The 17554-nt window shown below is 65.8% G+C and carries 14 protein-coding genes; 9 read left to right on the forward strand and 5 right to left on the reverse strand.

Features of this window, described 5'->3' with window-relative positions:
- The first annotated feature begins 41 nt into the window (after window positions 1-41).
- The gene (gene secA, locus J9314_RS07400; protein WP_210605151.1) at window positions 42-2732 is read left to right on the forward strand and encodes a preprotein translocase subunit SecA; all 2691 of its coding nucleotides are present in this window, start codon (window positions 42-44) and stop codon (window positions 2730-2732) included.
- A gap of 18 nt (window positions 2733-2750) precedes the next feature.
- On the opposite strand, the gene J9314_RS07405 is transcribed toward secA, so the two are convergent.
- Window positions 2751-3218 (reverse strand): Rv3235 family protein, encoded by a 468-nt coding sequence (locus tag J9314_RS07405; RefSeq protein WP_181275624.1) that lies wholly within the window; start codon window positions 3216-3218, stop codon window positions 2751-2753.
- On the reverse strand, window positions 3215-4000 hold the full coding sequence (locus J9314_RS07410) for a LysM peptidoglycan-binding domain-containing protein (RefSeq protein WP_210605152.1): 786 nt from the start codon (window positions 3998-4000) through the stop codon (window positions 3215-3217). The genes J9314_RS07405 and J9314_RS07410 overlap by 4 nt, the downstream gene beginning before the upstream one ends.
- A gap of 149 nt (window positions 4001-4149) precedes the next feature.
- Between J9314_RS07410 and J9314_RS07415 the strand changes: the two genes are divergently transcribed.
- On the forward strand, window positions 4150-4665 hold the full coding sequence (locus J9314_RS07415) for a hypothetical protein (RefSeq protein WP_210605153.1): 516 nt from the start codon (window positions 4150-4152) through the stop codon (window positions 4663-4665).
- A gap of 45 nt (window positions 4666-4710) precedes the next feature.
- Here J9314_RS07415 and J9314_RS07420 read toward each other — a convergent pair whose 3' ends face one another.
- Window positions 4711-4932: a helix-turn-helix domain-containing protein gene (locus J9314_RS07420; protein WP_181275627.1), complete on the reverse strand. Its 222-nt coding sequence runs from the start codon at window positions 4930-4932 to the stop codon at window positions 4711-4713.
- A gap of 141 nt (window positions 4933-5073) precedes the next feature.
- Between J9314_RS07420 and J9314_RS07425 the strand changes: the two genes are divergently transcribed.
- From J9314_RS07425 to J9314_RS07435, 3 genes are read left to right on the forward strand one after another with little or no spacing between them, the layout of a single operon-like run.
- Window positions 5074-5721, forward strand: a complete 648-nt coding sequence (locus tag J9314_RS07425) for an SAF domain-containing protein (RefSeq protein WP_210605154.1) — start codon at window positions 5074-5076, stop codon at window positions 5719-5721.
- Window positions 5721-6944: a CpaE/TadZ family protein gene (locus J9314_RS07430; protein WP_210605155.1), complete on the forward strand. Its 1224-nt coding sequence runs from the start codon at window positions 5721-5723 to the stop codon at window positions 6942-6944. Before J9314_RS07425 ends, J9314_RS07430 begins: the two co-directional genes overlap by 1 nt.
- Window positions 6945-6954: 10 nt before the next feature.
- The gene (locus J9314_RS07435; protein WP_210605156.1) at window positions 6955-7440 is read left to right on the forward strand and encodes a DUF6912 family protein; all 486 of its coding nucleotides are present in this window, start codon (window positions 6955-6957) and stop codon (window positions 7438-7440) included.
- A 69-nt stretch (window positions 7441-7509) separates the two neighbouring features.
- Here J9314_RS07435 and J9314_RS07440 read toward each other — a convergent pair whose 3' ends face one another.
- Window positions 7510-7974, reverse strand: coding sequence for a DUF2505 family protein (locus J9314_RS07440; protein WP_210605157.1), 465 nt, complete (start codon window positions 7972-7974; stop codon window positions 7510-7512).
- Between the two features lie 141 nt (window positions 7975-8115).
- On the opposite strand from J9314_RS07440, the gene J9314_RS07445 reads away from it, so the two are divergent.
- Together J9314_RS07445 and J9314_RS07450 are read left to right on the forward strand one after the other, a co-directional pair.
- Window positions 8116-12996: an NAD-glutamate dehydrogenase gene (locus tag J9314_RS07445; RefSeq protein ID WP_210605158.1), complete on the forward strand. Its 4881-nt coding sequence runs from the start codon at window positions 8116-8118 to the stop codon at window positions 12994-12996.
- Between the two features lie 127 nt (window positions 12997-13123).
- Window positions 13124-14638: a sensor histidine kinase gene (locus J9314_RS07450; RefSeq protein ID WP_210605580.1), complete on the forward strand. Its 1515-nt coding sequence runs from the start codon at window positions 13124-13126 to the stop codon at window positions 14636-14638.
- A gap of 197 nt (window positions 14639-14835) precedes the next feature.
- Here J9314_RS07450 and J9314_RS07455 read toward each other — a convergent pair whose 3' ends face one another.
- Window positions 14836-15084 (reverse strand): WhiB family transcriptional regulator, encoded by a 249-nt coding sequence (locus tag J9314_RS07455; RefSeq protein ID WP_009374875.1) that lies wholly within the window; start codon window positions 15082-15084, stop codon window positions 14836-14838.
- Window positions 15085-15346: 262 nt separating this feature from the next.
- Here J9314_RS07455 and J9314_RS07460 point away from each other — a divergent pair, with 262 nt between their 5' ends.
- Both J9314_RS07460 and J9314_RS07465 read left to right on the forward strand, forming a co-directional pair.
- A complete protein-coding gene (locus tag J9314_RS07460) occupies window positions 15347-15898 on the forward strand; it encodes a gamma carbonic anhydrase family protein (protein ID WP_210605159.1) in 552 nt (183 codons plus the stop codon).
- 113 nt (window positions 15899-16011) lie between these two features.
- Complete coding sequence (locus J9314_RS07465) at window positions 16012-17436, forward strand: NAD(P)H-quinone dehydrogenase (RefSeq protein ID WP_210605160.1); 1425 nt, start codon at window positions 16012-16014, stop codon at window positions 17434-17436.
- The last annotated feature ends 118 nt before the right edge of the window (window positions 17437-17554 follow it).

The raw sequence follows: 17554 nt of genomic DNA on the forward strand, positions 1-17554 counted from the left end.
GTTCGAGTCGTTGTCCGGCAGTCATGCCGATTAGGAGAAAAGTGGCTAATTTCCTCGAGAAGCTTCTGCGCACAGGTGAAGGCAGAACTCTGAAGAAGCTCCGCCGATATACGGAAGCCATCAACCAGCTGTCCGATGAGTTCAGCGAGATGTCGGATACCGAGCTGCGTGAGGAAACCGGGCGGTTCAAGGAACGCTACAAAGACGGCGAGACGCTTGACTCCCTGCTGCCCGAAGCCTTCGCCACCGTGCGCGAGGCGTCGAGCCGCACCCTGGGACTGCGCCACTTCGACGTCCAGCTCATGGGCGGTGCCGCTCTGCACTTGGGCAACATCGCAGAGATGAAGACCGGTGAGGGCAAGACACTCGTCGCCACGGCCCCGGCCTATCTCAATGCCCTGACCGGGGACCCGGTCCACATCATCACCGTCAACGACTACCTGGCCACCTACCAGTCCGAGCTGATGGGACGAGTGTTCCGCTTCCTCGGCATGGAGACCGGCTGCATCCAAGCGAACATGCCCTCGGATCAGCGGCGGAAGCAGTACGCCGCAGACATCACCTACGGCACGAACAACGAATTCGGCTTCGACTACCTGCGCGACAACATGGCGTGGTCGGCCGAGGAGCTCGTCCAGCGCGGCCACGCCTTCGCCATCGTCGACGAGGTCGACTCGATCCTCATCGACGAGGCCCGCACCCCGCTCATCATCTCCGGCCCCGCCGAAGGCGATGCGAACCGGTGGTACGACGAATTCGCAAAGGTCGTCAAGCGGCTCAAGACCGACCGTGACTACGAGGTCGACGAGAAGAAGCGCACCGTCGGTGTGCTCGAACCCGGCATCGAACGTGTCGAGGACTACCTGGGCATCGGCAACCTCTACGACGCCGAGAACACCCCGCTCATCAGCTTCCTCAACAACGCCATCCGCGCCAAGGAGCTGTTCAAGAAGGACAAGGACTACGTCGTCCTCGACGGCGAGGTCCTCATCGTCGACGAACACACCGGTCGTGTGCTCAAGGGCCGCCGATACAACGAGGGCCTCCACCAGGCGATCGAGGCCAAGGAGAACGTCAAGGTCCAGGCCGAGAACCAGACCCTTGCCACGATCACTCTGCAGAACTTCTTCCGCCTCTACGAGAAGCTGTCGGGAATGACGGGTACGGCCGAGACCGAGGCCGCCGAGTTCATGTCGACGTACAAGCTCGGTGTCGTGCCGATTCCGACGAACAAGCCGATGCAGCGCGTCGATCAGTCGGACTTCGTGTACAAGAACGAAGTCGCGAAGTTCGACGCCGTCGTCGACGACATCGTCGAACGCCACGAGACCGGACAGCCCGTCCTCGTCGGCACCACCAGCGTGGAGAAGAGCGAATACCTCTCCAAGCACCTGGCCAAGCGCGGCGTCAAGCACGAAGTCCTCAACGCCAAGAACCATGCTCGCGAAGCCTCGATCGTGGCGATGGCGGGCCGCAAGAGTGCGGTCACGGTGGCGACGAACATGGCCGGCCGCGGCACCGACATCATGCTCGGCGGCAACGCCGAGTTCCTCGCGGTCGCCGAGATGGAGAAGCGCGGACTCGACCCGGTCGAGAACGAAGAGCAGTACGAGGCCGAATGGCAGGACGTGCTCAAGGCCGCCGAGGACAAGGTCAAGGAAGAGGCCGAAGAGGTCGTCGAACTCGGCGGGCTCTACGTGCTCGGCACCGAGCGTCACGAATCGCGGCGCATCGACAACCAGCTGCGCGGTCGTTCCGGCCGTCAGGGCGATCCGGGTGAGTCTCGCTTCTACCTGTCGCTGACCGATGACCTCATGCGACTGTTCGGGTCGGGAGCGGCCGAACGGATCATGGCGACGGCGAACGTGCCCGACGATGTTCCGCTGGAGTCGAAGATGGTCTCCCGCGCGATCCTCTCCGCGCAGTCCCAGATCGAACAGCGCAACGCCGAGCAGCGCAAGAACGTCCTCAAATACGACGACGTCCTCAATCGTCAGCGCACCGTCATCTACGACGAACGCCGTCGCGTCCTCGACGGGGCCGACCTCGAGGAACAGGTCGCGGGCTTCCGCGAGGAGGTCATCGACGCCTACGTCGCTCAGGCCACGACCGGCCCGGTCGAGGACTGGCAGATCGACGAGCTCTTCGACGCCCTCGGCAAGATCTACGAACCCTCGATCACCTCCGAGGACCTCGCTGAGGAAGTCGGCGGTCTGGGAAATCTGTCGAAGAACCAGCTCAATCGGGAGATCCAGTCGGACCTCGAACTCTTCTACTCTCAGCGTGAGGAAGAGCTCGGAGAGGAAGCCACACGCGAGCTCGAGCGTCGCGTGGTGCTCTCCGTCATCGACAAGCGCTGGCGTGAGCATCTCTACGAGATGGACTACCTCAAGAACGGCATCGGTCTGCGCGCGATGGCCCAGCGCGACCCGTTGGTGGAATACCAGCGTGAGGGCTTCGAGATGTTCACCACGATGCAGGACGGCATCAAGGAGGACGTCGTGCGCCTGACGAACACCCTCAAGGTGCAGGTGAGCACGAGTGCGGCCGAGTCCGGGGATGACTCCGAGGTCGAAGTGGACGCGGCTGAGCTGCGTCATACGACTCCGAAGATGCAGCTGTCGGCCCCGTCGGAAGACGGCTCCTCGTCGATCTCGGAATCCGAGGACGATGACGAACCGGCTCCGGCCAATCGTGCCGAGCGCCGAGCGAAGAAGAAAGCGAAGAGCTGACCTCCTGGTCGCTCCTCCTCACATCGTCTGCAGTGCCGTCATCATCCATCGGGCGGTGAGCAGTTCGAGTCGCACCGCCACCGCCCGATAGCGGTTCGGGGTGCGCACGATGACCGTGACCTCCGCGACCGCGGGGCCGACCCGGCAGACGTGCGCTGTTCCTGGCTGTACCACCCGCGGCGACGTCAGCTCGGCCGGCGCCCGTGCCGGGGCGACCTCGGCGCGCAGCTGAGCCCGCTGATCGAGCCGAGCCAACAGCTCCGGGTCGACCCAGCGCGAGATCGTTTCGCAGCGTCGTACTCCTGAGAGTATCTCGAGGCACGCGACCGCCAACGAGGTTGCCGTGGCCGCAATGCGCTGCCTGTCATCGGCATCACCGCCGTCGCGGATCCGCGAATCGGCAGGTGCCGATGTCCGCAGTGGAATTCGAGAGCGCAGAGGCGCGGCCTGCGCCTGCGGCCTGGTGAGGGTGAGTGGGGCGGTCATTGCTGAATCTCCAATCTCTGTCCGGCGATGATGAGGCTGGGATCCGGCCCGATCGTGTCGCGGTTCGCGGTGTAGATGTCCTGCACGAGTTCCGGGACCTCGGCGGGACTGTCGGCGATCTCCTCGGCGATCGACCACAGACTCTCGCCGTCGTCGACGTCATGGACGCGCTGCTGTGTCTGTTCGGGGGAGTCGCCCGGGCGGCTTCCGGCCTCGGAGCCGGCTTCGTCATCACCGGTCCCTTCGCCGTGGTCATCCTCGTTCTCATGGGCCGGAGGGTCGGTCGGCCACCCCGGATCCCGGACCTTGTCATCGGTCGGCACCTCATCAGCCCCCGACGCAGAATCGGGGGGCCCCGGTGTCGAAGGGCGCTCTGCGCTGGTCGGCCAGCCGGGGTCGACGGGAGCCGCGGCCGCCGGCTCAGCCCCTGTCGGGTTCGCCGCATCGGTGGACTCCATGCTCATCGCCGGAGCTGCGTTCGCGGCCTGCACCACGACCGCGGTCGAGGCCACGGCGAGAACGCTTGAGGTCAGAAGGCGCGGCATCACACGGATGACGGCCCTGGCCAGCAGTGCCCGGATGCGACCGGACGGGAGAATCCGAAGCAGCAGTGCGGCGACGGAGACGAGGCCGAGTCTGGCGAACGCAACGGCCGCCGCACCGACGACGGCGAGGACGATGAGGTCGGTCGCGGACCATGGCCGAGGGATCGAGGCCCACGCCGTGAGGAAGGAACCGAGCAGAACCAGCCAGCAGACGGCACATGCGATAAGACGATACATCTAGACATCCTCCATTGGATATTGATCTCAATGATGAAGTTAGATGCAGTTTGCTGTCAATAGGCATATTCTAACTACAGCAGTGTAGTTCGTTCGATGTTCCTTTCGAGTCTTGAATGTCGACTACAGCTGGGGCAGGCTTGACGATTATGGATGATCGCATAGATGCGCTCCTTGCCGACATCGAAGCCGCCGAGGCGACCGCCGGGCGGCATGCGCGACGCGGCGAACTCGGCGACGAGGTCGCGGCTCAGGCTGCAGAACGCACACTCGTGGAGCGGCTGCGGGGCGCCCTCGGCCAGACGGTGAAGATGGTGCTGCCGATGCGGGAGATCGTCGGCACAGCAGACTTCCTCGGTCGAGGCATCATCGTCGTGGTCGGTGCGGAGGCGTCTGTCATCTCGATCGACAGCATCCGCAGCATGCGGACGGCCTCACGATCTCACCGATTCGATGCCGGACCGCTCGAACGCCTGGGGATGGGATCGGCTCTGCGCCGGTTCGCTGCCGACCGCACGGAGGTCTCGATCGACATCGTCGACGGACCGGGCCCAGTGCGCGGCCGCTGTGACCTCGTCGGCGCGGACTACGTCGAGATCGCGCAGCGAATCATTCCGTTCGCCGCGATCAGCGCTGTCCGCTCCCGAGTCAATCCCTTCGGGTGAGATCGCATGACCGGAACGGGACGGCGAGAGACGCGGCAGGCGGTGTCAGTCCTCGATGGAGCCGGTCTTGATCTGGTATTCGGTGCGTTCGTACATGCGCTGGATATACGCTTCGATCTCGGACTTCTCGACGCGCCACTGTCCGCGGCCGCCGACCTTGATCGCGCGGAGGTCGCCCGAACGGACCAATGCCCGCGCCTGTGCGATGGAGACATTGAGCAGTTCGGCCACATCGGTCAGTGGCAGGAAGCGGCTTTCGACGACCATGAGATGACTTCTCCCGTTCCGGATGTCTGTCTGCTTATTGACCTCATTTGCCAAAAACATTGCTTTGGCATCATTTGATGCCCAATACTATCACTGGGAAACAGTTTCTGTCATGGAATTCTCGTCCGATCTGGAGATGCAATGGAGCTCTCGAAACGTATCCGCCGACCCAAATGGACCGATGCCAGGCTCCTCGTAGGAGCGGTACTCGTCGTTCTCGCCGTCGTCGCGACCTATCTGCTCGTCAGTTCGGCCAACTCGACGACCCGGGTCTGGGCGAGTGCGAGGGCGCTCGTCCCCGGCGAGGTGCTCGACCCCGCAGACCTGACAGTGGCCGAGGTCAACCTCGCCGACCTGGGCAGCAGATATCTGTCCGCCGAGGTGAATCTGCCCGAAGGCTCGAGCGTCCGCAGCGTCGTCGCCGCCGGTGAGCTGCTCGCCGCCTCGACGGTCGCCCCGCTGTCCGAGCTCGAGGGACGTGTGGTCGCGATCGACGTCGCGGGATCCGTGCCGAGCGTCGTCGATGCGGGCAGCCTCGTCGACGTGTGGTCGCAGCCCGAGCAGAACGGGCTCGATGACGATGGGGCCGAACCCGAGCAGATCGTCGACTCCGCTCCGGTCGCCCACATCACTCGTGACGTCGGCAGCTTCGGAGTCGGTGACGGGGCTCGGATCGAAGTCTTCGTCGGCACGGGGGACCTCTCTGCCGTGCTCGCCGCACTCGACGGACGCAGCGTGCTCTCCGTCGTCGGCGCGCCCTCGCCGAACTCGGGCGAGGGCGAGCAGTGATGACGCAGGTCCTGTTGGCCGTCGACTTCGAGTTCGACCTCATCCTCTTCGAACTGCTCAGCGACATCGACGACGTCACCATCGTGGCCCGTCCCGCCGACGAGGTGGAGCTGCTCGCCCACTGCCGCACCGGTGGCGCCGAGGTCGTCATCATCGGCCGCTACTTTCCCGGCCTCGACGCCGAGGTGGTCGCTGCGATCACGGCCACCGGAGCGAAGGTGCTCGGCTTCGGCAACGACGCCGAGGTGCTCACCGGTCTGGGCATCGGCTCCTCGGTGCGGACCGATGCCGATGCCACCGCGCTGGCGGCTGCCATCGAGGACATCCGCGACTCCATGATCGTTCCGCCCAGGCCGGCGGCGCCGCCGGGGCCCGCGGGAGGGCAGGGCACGATCGTCACAGTGTGGGGAACCGGTTCGTCTCCGGGGCGAACGCTTCTCGCGGTCAATCTCGCCGACCAGGCGTCGCGGCAGGGGCAGAAGAGCGTGGTCGTCGATGCCGACACCGTCTCCGGGATGGTGGCAGCGACGCTCGGGCTGACCGAGGAGTCCTCCCATCTGGCAAGCCTGTGCCGCTCGTTCAGCGAGCGGCCGACCCGGCTCGATCCGGGATCGGTGCCGCATGCGGTCATCCGCGAGGGCTTTCACGCCATCACCGGGCTGACGCGACCGGAACGCTGGCCGGAGGTCCGCGCCTCTGTGCTCGATGCGGTGCTCCGACGGCTCGCGAAGATCTACGACCTCGTCATCGTCGACGTCAGCGACCGCATCGACCCCGACGACGACCTCGCCGATCCCTTCTATGATCGACACTGCGCGACGAGGGCGGCTCTCGACACCGCGGACATCGTCCTTGTGCTCGCCGCCGGTGAGCCGATCGGACTGCAGCGTCTGGTGAAGCTGCTGGGGACGCCGCGTGCGGAATCGCTGCGGGAGAAGATGCGCCTGGTGATCACGAAACAGCGCTCCAGCGCGGTCGGTTCGCCGGCCGAGGCGCGGATCCGGGAGGTCCTCGACCGGTTCGTCCGCGTGGCCCCCGACTTCGTGCTCAGCGACGACCGCGCGACTGCGGATGCGGCGATGCTGGCCGGGAAGACCCTGCATGAGCAGAATCCTCGCTCGGTGCTCGCTGCCGAGATCGCCGAGGTCGCCGCAGCCCTCGTGCCGAGTCGCAAGCGCACCCGGCGATCCCGACGGGTTCGGCACGGTTCGCGAGAGGTCTAGGATGGGACGCATGCCCATCCGCTGCTATATCCCGACCACTCTGACCGCGCTGCGATCGAGGCTGACCGACGTCCGGGCAGTCGCCCCCGACGAAGCGCACCGCGGACTGCGCGGAGAGGAAGCCGAAGCCGCCGAGTTCGATGCGCTGTGCATCGCCGCCGCGCTTGCGGCCGATGCGGCCCTCGAACCGTTCGCCGCCGTCGCCGAGGTGGACGCTCCGGATGCCGGGCTCGGGCCTCGCGTCGTCGTCGCCTACGATGCTTCCGATGCGAGCCCGCGCGAAGCGCTGACCGAGGGCTTCGACCTCATCGCACTCGCGGAGGTCGACATGGATGCTGTGGCGAGCTTCCACCTCGATGAGGAGGCGGATTGGGACGAGGCCGTATCGCTCGCCAGGGAATCAGGGCCGACGGCCGCCGCGGATCGCCTCGGCGAATCGGATCTGCTGTGGTACGACGCGACAGAACTCGACCAGCTGCTCAGCAAACTCGGCTGAGGCGACCGACCGAGGCTGATCGGCCGATTCCGGCCAGCCGAGCGGCTGAGCCGGTCTCGACACCTCGGCTCAGGCCGTTTCGAAGCGCTGGAGCCGATCGCTCAGCCGCTTCTGCAGGATCGGCACGACGGCCTGTTCGATCATCGCCCCGAACATCGGGATCGACGAACTGATCTCGGCGTGCGCGGTCAGCTTCGTCGCTGACTCCACCTCGTGGAGCTCGAGGACCGCATCGATTTCGACCGGCACACCGGCCGCACGTGCGGTCATGCGGACCTCGGCATCGGTGCCGAGGACGTCTCCGGGAATCATGTAGACCTCGACGAGCTCGGTCTCCGAAGGCAGCCGGGACGCCAGCGCGGAGGGCAGCTCGGTCTTGGGCATCGGTGTCCGCACGGTCATCTCGGTGTCGGGATCGATGTGTTCGGCACTGGCTTCGGATCCGAGCTTCTCCCAGACTGCGACATCGGCGAGTTTGGCCAGAAAAGTCGTCAGATCTTCCGCATAGTCATGATTGAGAGTGAGAGTTCGCATAGCTTAAGTCTGCCAGCGAACTGACGCTGCTCCACGGCATGCCGCTCGGCGTGCCTTTCTCGTTATTTGGGCATAGTGTTGGTGATGGCGGTTCGATGGCGAACCGAATGACGATTGCCCGCTGATCATAGAGGTGACAAGGTGACTCAGGTCTCAATTTCGGACATTGCAGAAGAGTGGAGGACGCTGAGAGGGCAGAGTGCCCCGGAGAATTTTCTCGACGCTTACTACCCGCGGTTCGAATCGGGAGCCATCGACCCCCAGGCCTATGCCGCCGCAGCCGCACGGCACTTCGCCTTGGGCACCCGCTACGACGGTGAGTCTCCGGCCATCGAGATCTACAATCCCGCCGTCGACTCCCCGGAGTTCAAGGACAACCACACCGTCGTGGCCATGGTGCTCGCCGACATGCCCCACCTCGTGTCCTCGATCGTCAGCGATCTGGCGGCGAACGGGCGCGCCATCCGCCGCGTCCACCACCCGATCATCACCGTGATCGGGTCCGGGGTGAACGAGTCGATCGTCTCTCCCGCCGAGGCGCCGGCGCTGAGCGCGGACACCGCGAGCATTCCGCGGGTCTCCGAAGCTCCCGACGCGAGGACCCCCGACGCACCGCAGCAGCAGTCGTGGATCCGCCTCGAGATCGATCGGATCCCAGAGGAGGACTTCGCCGCACTCGAGAAGCGACTGCGCGGAGTCCTCGACTACGTCACGGCCGCTGCCCGGGACGCTCAGGCCATGGCGAGCAGGGCCAAGGAGATCGCGGCCGAACTCAGCAGCCACCCGCCGCGTCCCGAACTCGCCTCCGAAGCCGAGGCCGCCGCCGAACTGCTGAACTGGCTCGACGGTCACTTCACGTTCCTCGGCTACCGCGAGTACGACTACACTCACGACGCCGAACACAGCACCCTCGAGCCGATCGAACACACCTCACTGGGCATCTCCGCACTGCGGCCCCTCGCCGCATCACAGCTCAGCCGCGCGGTCGCCGCGAAGGCCCTCGAACCGCACGTTCTGGTGCTGACGAAGGCGAACTCCCGGTCGCGGGTCATCCGCTCCGCGTTCATGGACTACATCGGGGTGAAGACCTTCGACGCCTCCGGCGAGATCGTCGGCGAACGCCGCTTCGTCGGAGTCTTCAAGCCCGAGTTCTACAACGACAGCGTCCTCAACATCCCCGTCATCGACCGGAAGGTCCGCCGGATCCTGTCCGCGAGCGGTTTCCCTTCGGGCTCGCACTCGGCCAATGAGCTGCTCGGGGTGCTTGAGAACTACCCGCGCGAGGACCTCCTCCACGAAGACACCGAAGAGCTCTTCGACGTCGTCATGGAGATCGTCGACATGCAGGAGCGCCGCGAATCGCGCGTGTTCGTCCGCGCCGACCCCTACCAGCGATTCGCCTCGGTCATCCTCTACCTTCCGCGCGACCTGTACAACACCGATGCGCGTGTGCGCGTGCAGGAGGTGCTGCGCGAGTTCTACAACGCCGAGAGCGTCGACTTCGACGTGCTGCTGAGCGAATCCGCTCTGGCTCGAATCCACTTCGTCGCCCGCGTCGCCCGCGACGCGAAGCTGCCGGAGATCGACCCCGAACGGGTCGAATCCCGCATCGTCGGTGCAGTTCGATCCTGGTCGGAGGACGTGCACGCTTTCCTCACCCCGTCCGAGACCGGTGAGTCCGGGGGCGCGAATGCCCGAGCCGACCTGTGGTCGAAGGCCTTCCCTCCCAGCTACGGTGAGCATCACACCCCCACCGAGGCGGTCGCCGACGTCGCACGGTTCGAGGCCCTCGAGGCCGGCACCGGTCCTGCCGTCCGCCTCTACCGTCCGGAACGCTCGGCCGACGCCTCCGTGCGACTCGTGCTCTATCGTCGTGATCGTGTCGGCCTCTCCAAGGTGCTGCCCTACCTCACCGCCTTCGGCGCAACCGTCGTCGACGAGCGCCCACACGAGCTCGACCTCGCCGACGGCAGCCACCGGTACATCTACGACTTCGGTCTCAGCTTCGACGAGGAGCTGACCGAGAACGCCTGCGAACGCGTCTCGGACGCGTTCATGGCCGGCTGGGAAGGCAAGAAGGAAGCGGGAGTCTTCGACCGCCTCGTCGTCGCCGGCCTCAGCTGGCAGCATGTGACGATCATCCGGGCGCTCGGAAAGTATCTCCGTCAGGCAGGGTTCACCTATTCCGACAGCTACGTCGGTGAGGTCTACAGCGACAACCCGGAGATCTCGAAGCTGCTCGTCGACTACTTCGAAGCGAAGTTCGACCCCGCGGCCGACGACGCCGGTCGCGACGAGAGGATGCAGACGATCGACGACGCGATCGAGGCTGCACTCAGCGACGTCGCCAGCCTCGATGCCGACCGTGTGCTGCGCTCCTCGCTCGAGCTGCTGCGAGCGACACTGCGTACGAACTACTACATCGACGAATCGGGTGAGCTGCCGACGGCCCTCGTGCTCAAGATCCGGCCGACCGAGCTCAGTTTCGTGCCGAAGCCCAAGCCGGCGCTGGAGATGTGGGTGTATTCGCCGCAGGTCGAAGGCGCGCATCTGCGCTTCGGCACCGTCGCCCGCGGCGGACTGCGCTGGTCGGATCGGCGCGATGACTTCCGCACCGAGGTCCTCGGCCTCGTCAAGGCGCAGATGGTCAAGAACGCACTCATCGTGCCGACCGGAGCCAAGGGCGGATTCTTCCCCAAGCAGCTGCCTCCGATGAGCGACCGCGACGCCTGGATGGCTGCCGGGCAGGCCGCCTACGAGGTGTTCATCGAAAGCATGCTCGAAGTCACCGACGACCTCACCTACGGCGCCGATGACAACTCGGTCGTCGTCCACCCCGACCGCGTGGTCCGCCACGACGGTGACGACTACTATCTCGTCGTCGCTGCCGACAAGGGCACGGCGCGCTTCTCCGATGTGGCCAACGCGATCGCCGAACGTCGGGGCTTCTGGCTCGGCGACGCCTTCGCCTCCGGCGGTTCCGTCGGCTATGACCACAAGGCGATGGCGATCACCTCGCGCGGGGCCTGGAAGTCGGTCGAACGGCACTTCCGCGAGCTCGGCCTCAACACCGCGGCCGAGGACTTCACAGTCGTCGGCATCGGCGATATGAGCGGCGATGTGTTCGGAAACGGCATGCTCCGCAGCGAGCACATCCGCCTCGTCGCGGCCTTCGACCACCGCGACATCTTCCTCGATCCGAATCCCGACGCCGCGAGCAGCTTCGTCGAGCGTCGGAGACTCTTCGATCTGCCGCGCTCGAGTTGGCAGGACTACGATCGGGAGCTGATCTCCACCGGCGGCGGCGTCTTCTCCCGCTCGGCGAAGTCCGTCGACCTCAGCCGAGAGGCCGCAGCGGCGCTGGGAGTCGAACCCGGACGACGCAACCCTGCCGACCTTATGTGCGAGATCCTCAAGGCACCCGTCGATCTCCTCTACAACGGCGGCATCGGCACCTACATCAAGTCCTCGGAGGAGTCCCACGCCGAGGTCGGAGACAAGTCCAACGATGCGATCCGCATCAACGGTGAGGACGTCCGCGCACGGGTCATCGGCGAGGGAGGCAACCTCGGTGTGACTCAGCTGGGTCGCGTCGAAGCCGCGCTCGGCGGCGTCGAGGTCAACACGGACGCGGTGGACAATTCCGCCGGTGTCGACAGCTCCGACCACGAGGTCAACATCAAGCTGCTTCTGCGCACCCTGCTGCACAAGGGCGCGTTCGCCTCCGAGGATCGGGAGGATGTGCTCCTGTCCTTCACCGACCAGGTCGCGGACCGGGTGTTGGCGAACAACTACGCCCAGAACGTCGTCCTCGGCGAGGCCAGGGCGCAGACCGAATCGATGTCGGGCACCTACGGCCGGATGCTGGGCTACCTCGAAAAGCACGCCGACCTCGACCGTGCCGTCGAGTTCCTGCCGAACGCCGAGGAACTGGCCAAACGCGAGTTCAGCTACTACGTGTCTCCTGAGCTGGCCGTGCTGTTGGCGTATGTCAAGATGCACGCCGCCGATGAGATCCTCGACAGCGTCGTCCCCGACGAGACCTGGATGCGCAGGGAACTCGTGTCCTACTTCCCGGATGCGCTGCAGGAGAAGTATGGGGAGCTCATCCCCGAACACCCTCTGCACAGGGAGATCGCGACTGCGAAGCTCGTCAACCGCCTCGTCGACCGCGGCGGACTGACCTACGTCTACCGGATGCTCGAGGAGACTCCGGCCTCGGTGCCGCAGATCGCACGCGTCTTCGTCGTCGTCTCGGCGATCTTCGGACTCGACGACTACTTCGACGCGGTGTGCGCCCTCGACAACAAGGTGCCCACCGAGGTGCAGGTGGCACTCCAGCATGACTATGTGCGCCTGCTCGACCGTTCCTCGCGGTGGCTCGTGCAACAGGCCCCCGACACCCTCGACGTCGATTCCGGCATCGAGATGTACGGCAAGGTCGTCGAGGCGCTGCGCTCCAGAGTCCCGGATCTCGTCGACGGATACGACGCGGAGACCATGCAGGCGAAGGCGCAGGGCTATATCGAGCAGGGTGTGCCGGAGGAACTGGCGTGGCGCGCCTCGGCGCTTCTCGACGAGTTCGTGCTGCTCGACATCACGCAGCTGGCCGCCCGCACGAACGAATCCGCGGAGGACGTCGCCGAGGTCTACTATGCCGTGAACGAACGGTTCTCCGGTTCGCAGGTGCTCACCCTCATCGGCAACCTCGACCGCAGCGATCGGTGGTCGGCGCTGGCCCGCGGGTCGATGCGCGATGACTTCTACGCCGCGATCCTCTCGGTCGCAGGGACTGTCCTCGAAGCCACGGATTCTCCGATCTCGGGCTCTCCCGACGACCGCGCGAAGCAGCGGCTGGCCGAATGGCTCGACCGCAACGAGACCGTCGTCGGCCGGGTGCTCGAGACCACGGAGACGATCCTCGGCCTCGACACCGTCACCCAGGCGCCGCTGTCGGTGCTGCTGCGGTCCCTGCGGTCGATGGTTCGGTCCTCGGCATGGGAGAGCGAACACAGCGTCTGATCCTCGCGATCGCTCGGGTCGAGGCAGCGCCCGGGATGATCGTGATCAGTGATAGCGTCTGATCATCGAATGTTCAGCAGACCCGGGGAGACCCGGGTCTGCTGTTCTCACCTGAGAGGAACACATGGTGCTCAATGAACTGCTCGCGGCAGAGGGGCTGACGAACGAGTCGGACGTCGAACAGATCCACCTGCTCGTCGGTGACTGGCAGCTGCTCGCCGACCTCTCCTTCGCCGACCTCGTGCTCTGGGTGCCTTCGCCCAGCGGTGCCTACACCGTCGTCGCGCATGCGCGTTCGACGACCGGAGCGACGCTGTTCAACCGCGACCTCATCGGCGCCCGCGCGACCGGTCTGGAACGGGAGCTGCTCGACGAGGCGGCCGACTCTCACACCTACGTCACCCGAGTGTCGAAGGCCAGGGAACTCGGAGTCAGCGCCGGTTCGGACGAGGTCGACATCCTCGCCGAGGCGGTCCCGATCGTGCGGCATTCCCAGACGATCGCGATCGTCGTCCGCTACTCCGAGGAGGTGCGCCGCCGGGGTTCGTCACGCCTGGAGAAGTACTACCGCGAGACGGCCATGGCGCTGATGCGGATGATCGTCCAGGGGACCTTCCCCGACCGTGATGCCCCGAGCGGAGTCCGACACGGGGAACCCCGGGTCGGCGACGGCATCTTCATCCTCGATCGGGACTCGCACGTCCAGTACGCCTCCCCGAACGCCGTATCGCTGATGCACCGACTCGGGCACGGGGGTGAGATCGAGGGCAGCTATCTCGCCGAGGTGGTCTCCAGCCTCGGGGCCGAACTGCGGCAGGTCGATGAGACGCTGCCGCTGGTGCTCACCGGCAGGGCACCTTGGCGCACCGAGCTCGAGGTCGGACGTACGAGCATATCCCTGCGCGCGATCCCACTGACCGACGAGGGGGAGAGGCTCGGGGCGATCGTCCTGGCCCGCGACGTCTCCGAGATCCGCCGTCGCAAACGCGAACTCCTCTCCCGAGATGCGATGATCAAGGAGATGCACCACCGGGTGAAGAACAACCTGCAGACCGTCTCCGCCCTGCTGCGGCTGCAGACTCGGCGCATCGACAGCCCCGAAGCCAAGAGTGCCCTGACGGAGGCGATGCGTCGGGTCTCGATCATCGCCGTCGTCCACGACGTGCTCAGTCAGGGGGTCGAGTCCGAGGTCGACTTCGACGAGGTCGTCGACAAGGGCCTGCGCCTGACTCCGGAGCTGACGAGTCCGCTGGTGCACATCGAACTCAAACGGTGCGGCAGCTTCGGCGCGATCTCCTCGGCCGATGCGACCTCGTTGGCACTGGCGATCACCGAGCTGATCACGAACGCCATCGAACACGGATTCCCCACCGAGAAGCAGGACAGCTTGGAGCCGGGGGAGACGCTCAACGGCCATGTGTGGGTCACCCCGCAGCGCGACGGCGATCATCTGCAGGTGACGATCGCCGACGACGGGGTCGGACTCGGTGAGACGCAGAGTCCGGGCAACGGACTGGGCACCCAGATCGTGAAGACCTTGGTCTCGGCGGATCTGGCCGGCTCCATCCAGTGGCAGGCACGCGAAGGCGGCGGCACCGTCGCCATCCTCGACGTCCCGCTGCGGCCCGACTCGTACGACTGAGCTGCCCGGCATCACGGGGAGGCCAGAGCGTCAGCGAGAGATCGCGGGCGTGTTACTCCGTTGCCGGAGAGTCATACTGGCCATCACCCACAGATCCGGCAGACATGACTGAGTCCCTTGTCCGGACGGCGAATCATCGTCGTCCGGACAAGGGACTCGGCTGCGTCTGCGGAGGTCGGCGCGGGGCCGGTGGGTCCTCAGCCGGCGCGACGGGCGCGGGCGGCGCGACGCTTGAGCGCGCGACGCTCGTCTTCGCTCAGACCGCCCCAGACTCCGGCATCCTGACCGGATTCGAGAGCCCACTGCAGGCAGGTCTCTGCGACTTCACAGCGGCGACAGACAGTCTTTGCCTCCTCGATCTGGAGCAGCGCGGGTCCGGTGTTGCCGATCGGGAAGAAGAGCTCCGGATCCTCATTGAGGCATGCTGCACGGTGTCGCCAATCCATGGTGACCTTTCGACGAATTCAGTGAACGCGGTTGACCACGCCCGAATTCCGGGCGCGCAACTCTCTCAGACAAGGTTCACATACGGCAATTGGGCGCACAAGGGTCCGGCAGTGTGAAATTTCTGACAAATATTTTCCCTATTGTCCTGCTATGGACGCCTTCGCGCAAATCAGTCCGAGATGCGTCTTCAGGCCCTGGTCACCGGCGCTCCGCCTAGACTGGCACACGCAAGCAGACAGCACGTGAACCAATGGAGGACACATGACAAACGACCTCGCCCGCCCCCGCATCGTCTCCGTCGCCGGGCACACTCCGCAGATCGATCCCGGGGCCTTCGTCGCCGCCGGCGCCACCCTCGTCGGGGATGTCCGAGTGAAGAAGGGAGCGAGCGTCTTCTACGGCTGCGTGCTGCGTGCCGAAGCCGCTCCGATCACGATCGGTGAGGACTCGAACGTCCAGGACAACACCGTGATGCACACCGATGCCGGCAAGCCCGTCGTCATCGGCGCCCGCGTCTCGATCGGTCACCAGGCGCTCGTCCACGGGGCGACGGTCGACGACGACGTCCTCATCGGCATGCATTCGACGGTGCTCAACGACGCCCACATCGGGAGCGAGTCCCTCATCGCCGCCGGCGCCGTCGTCCTCGAGGGCACCGACATCCCCGCCCGTTCCCTCGTCGCCGGGATCCCGGCGAAGGTGCGCCGGGAGATGACCGATGACGGTGTGGAGAAGGTGCGTGCGAACGCCCAGTCGTACGTGCGACTGTCGACCCTGCACAAGGACACCGCCGAGGTGGTCGACGTGGGCTGAATCCGACACCGCGGGGGCTGTCGATCCGACACCCCGGGAGGTGTCAACCCGACACCGCGATGGCGGCCCGTCCGCCATTCGCCAGGTCGGGGGCGATTTGAGACAATCACAGTGTGAGTACAGAATTTGATTCCACTGCAGATCGTGTCGTCATCATCGGCGGCGGCCCCGGCGGCTACGAAGCCGCTCTCGTCGCCGCGCAGCTGGGTGCCGATGTCATGCTCATCGAGGAGAACCGCTGCGGAGGATCCGCAGTGCTCACCGATGTCGTGCCCTCGAAGTCCCTCATCGCCACGGCGGAGATGATGGACGAGATCGGCCGCTCCGGCGGTCTGGGAATCCGCATCTCCGACGCCGACACCCCCGAGGACGACGGAGGCACCGTCACCGCCGACCTCGAAGCCGTCAACAAGCGCATCCTGGCCCTGGCCGACGCTCAGGCCAACGACATCTACGAGGGGCTCATCCGCGCCGGGGTCAAAGCGATCCAGGGCAAGGCCACGCTCGCCGGTCGCGACCAGGTCCACGTCGTCGAGACCGGAGGCACCGAATACACCCTCGACGCCTCGACGATCCTGCTCTCGGTCGGTGCCCACCCGCGCGAACTGCCGAGCGCGCAGCCCGACGGAGAGCGGATCCTCACCTGGACCCAGCTCTACGCCCTCGACGAGCTGCCCGAGCACCTCATCGTCGTCGGCTCCGGCGTCACCGGCGCCGAGTTCGCCTCGGCCTACCGGGCGCTGGGCACCGAGGTGACGCTCGTGTCCTCGCGTGAGAAGGTTCTGCCCGGGCAGGACGAGGATGCTGCCGACGTCCTCGAATTCGTCTTCCGCAACAAGGGCATGAACGTCCTCTCACGCTCTCGCGCCGCATCCGTGACCCGCACCGACTCCGGCGTCGAGGTCGTGCTCGCCGACGGTCGACGCGTCGAAGGCTCCCACTGCCTCATGGCCGTCGGCTCGATCCCGAACACCGAGGGCCTCGGCCTGGAGAAGGCCGGTGTGCGCGTGAACGACTCCGGTCACATCGTCGTCGACGGAGTCTCCCGGACCTCCCGCGCAGGCATCTACGCCGCCGGCGACTGCACCGGCGTCCTGCCGCTGGCCTCGGTGGCCGCGATGCAGGGTCGGATCGCAATGAACCACGCCCTCGGTGACGCGGTGCAGCCGCTCAAACTGCGCAACGTCGCCTCCAACGTGTTCACGGCACCGGAGATCGCCACGGTCGGCTTCACTCAGCAGAACTATCGGGAGAACCCGACGGACATCGACACCGTGATGCTGCCGCTGGACACGAATCCGCGCGCCAAGATGCTCGGGATCGAGGACGGGTTCGTCAAGATCTTCGCCCGCCGCGGATCCGGCTCCATCCTCGGCGGCGTCGTCGTCGGGCCGCGGGCCAGCGAGCTCATCCTGCCGATCACGATGGCCGTGGAGAACCGGCTCACAGTTGATCAGCTCTCCGCATCATTCGTCGTCTATCCCTCGGTGAGCGGTTCACTGACCGAAGCGGCACGGAAGCTCCACCGCCACCTCTGAGGCTCGGCGGCACGGCCTGCAGATCAGCGCGGGGAGGGAAATTCCGAAATTTCCCTCCCCGCGCTGTCGATCTCGGACCTCCTCGCCCGTCATGATGGTGTCAGGCCGCCCGGTCGCC

This window comes from Brevibacterium oceani, from assembly GCF_017948325.1.
Taxonomy (GTDB): domain Bacteria; phylum Actinomycetota; class Actinomycetes; order Actinomycetales; family Brevibacteriaceae; genus Brevibacterium; species Brevibacterium oceani.

Coding starts and splice junctions, on each gene's coding strand:
- J9314_RS07405 (WP_181275624.1), bottom strand. CDS start 3,218: ATGACCGCCCCACTCACCCTCACCAGGCCGCAGGCGCAGGCCGCGCCT.
- J9314_RS07410 (WP_210605152.1), bottom strand. CDS start 4,000: ATGTATCGTCTTATCGCATGTGCCGTCTGCTGGCTGGTTCTGCTCGGT.
- J9314_RS07415 (WP_210605153.1), top strand. CDS start 4,150: ATGGATGATCGCATAGATGCGCTCCTTGCCGACATCGAAGCCGCCGAG.
- J9314_RS07420 (WP_181275627.1), bottom strand. CDS start 4,932: ATGGTCGTCGAAAGCCGCTTCCTGCCACTGACCGATGTGGCCGAACTG.
- J9314_RS07425 (WP_210605154.1), top strand. CDS start 5,074: ATGGAGCTCTCGAAACGTATCCGCCGACCCAAATGGACCGATGCCAGG.
- J9314_RS07430 (WP_210605155.1), top strand. CDS start 5,721: ATGACGCAGGTCCTGTTGGCCGTCGACTTCGAGTTCGACCTCATCCTC.
- J9314_RS07435 (WP_210605156.1), top strand. CDS start 6,955: ATGCCCATCCGCTGCTATATCCCGACCACTCTGACCGCGCTGCGATCG.
- J9314_RS07440 (WP_210605157.1), bottom strand. CDS start 7,974: ATGCGAACTCTCACTCTCAATCATGACTATGCGGAAGATCTGACGACT.
- J9314_RS07455 (WP_009374875.1), bottom strand. CDS start 15,084: ATGGATTGGCGACACCGTGCAGCATGCCTCAATGAGGATCCGGAGCTC.
- J9314_RS07460 (WP_210605159.1), top strand. CDS start 15,347: ATGACAAACGACCTCGCCCGCCCCCGCATCGTCTCCGTCGCCGGGCAC.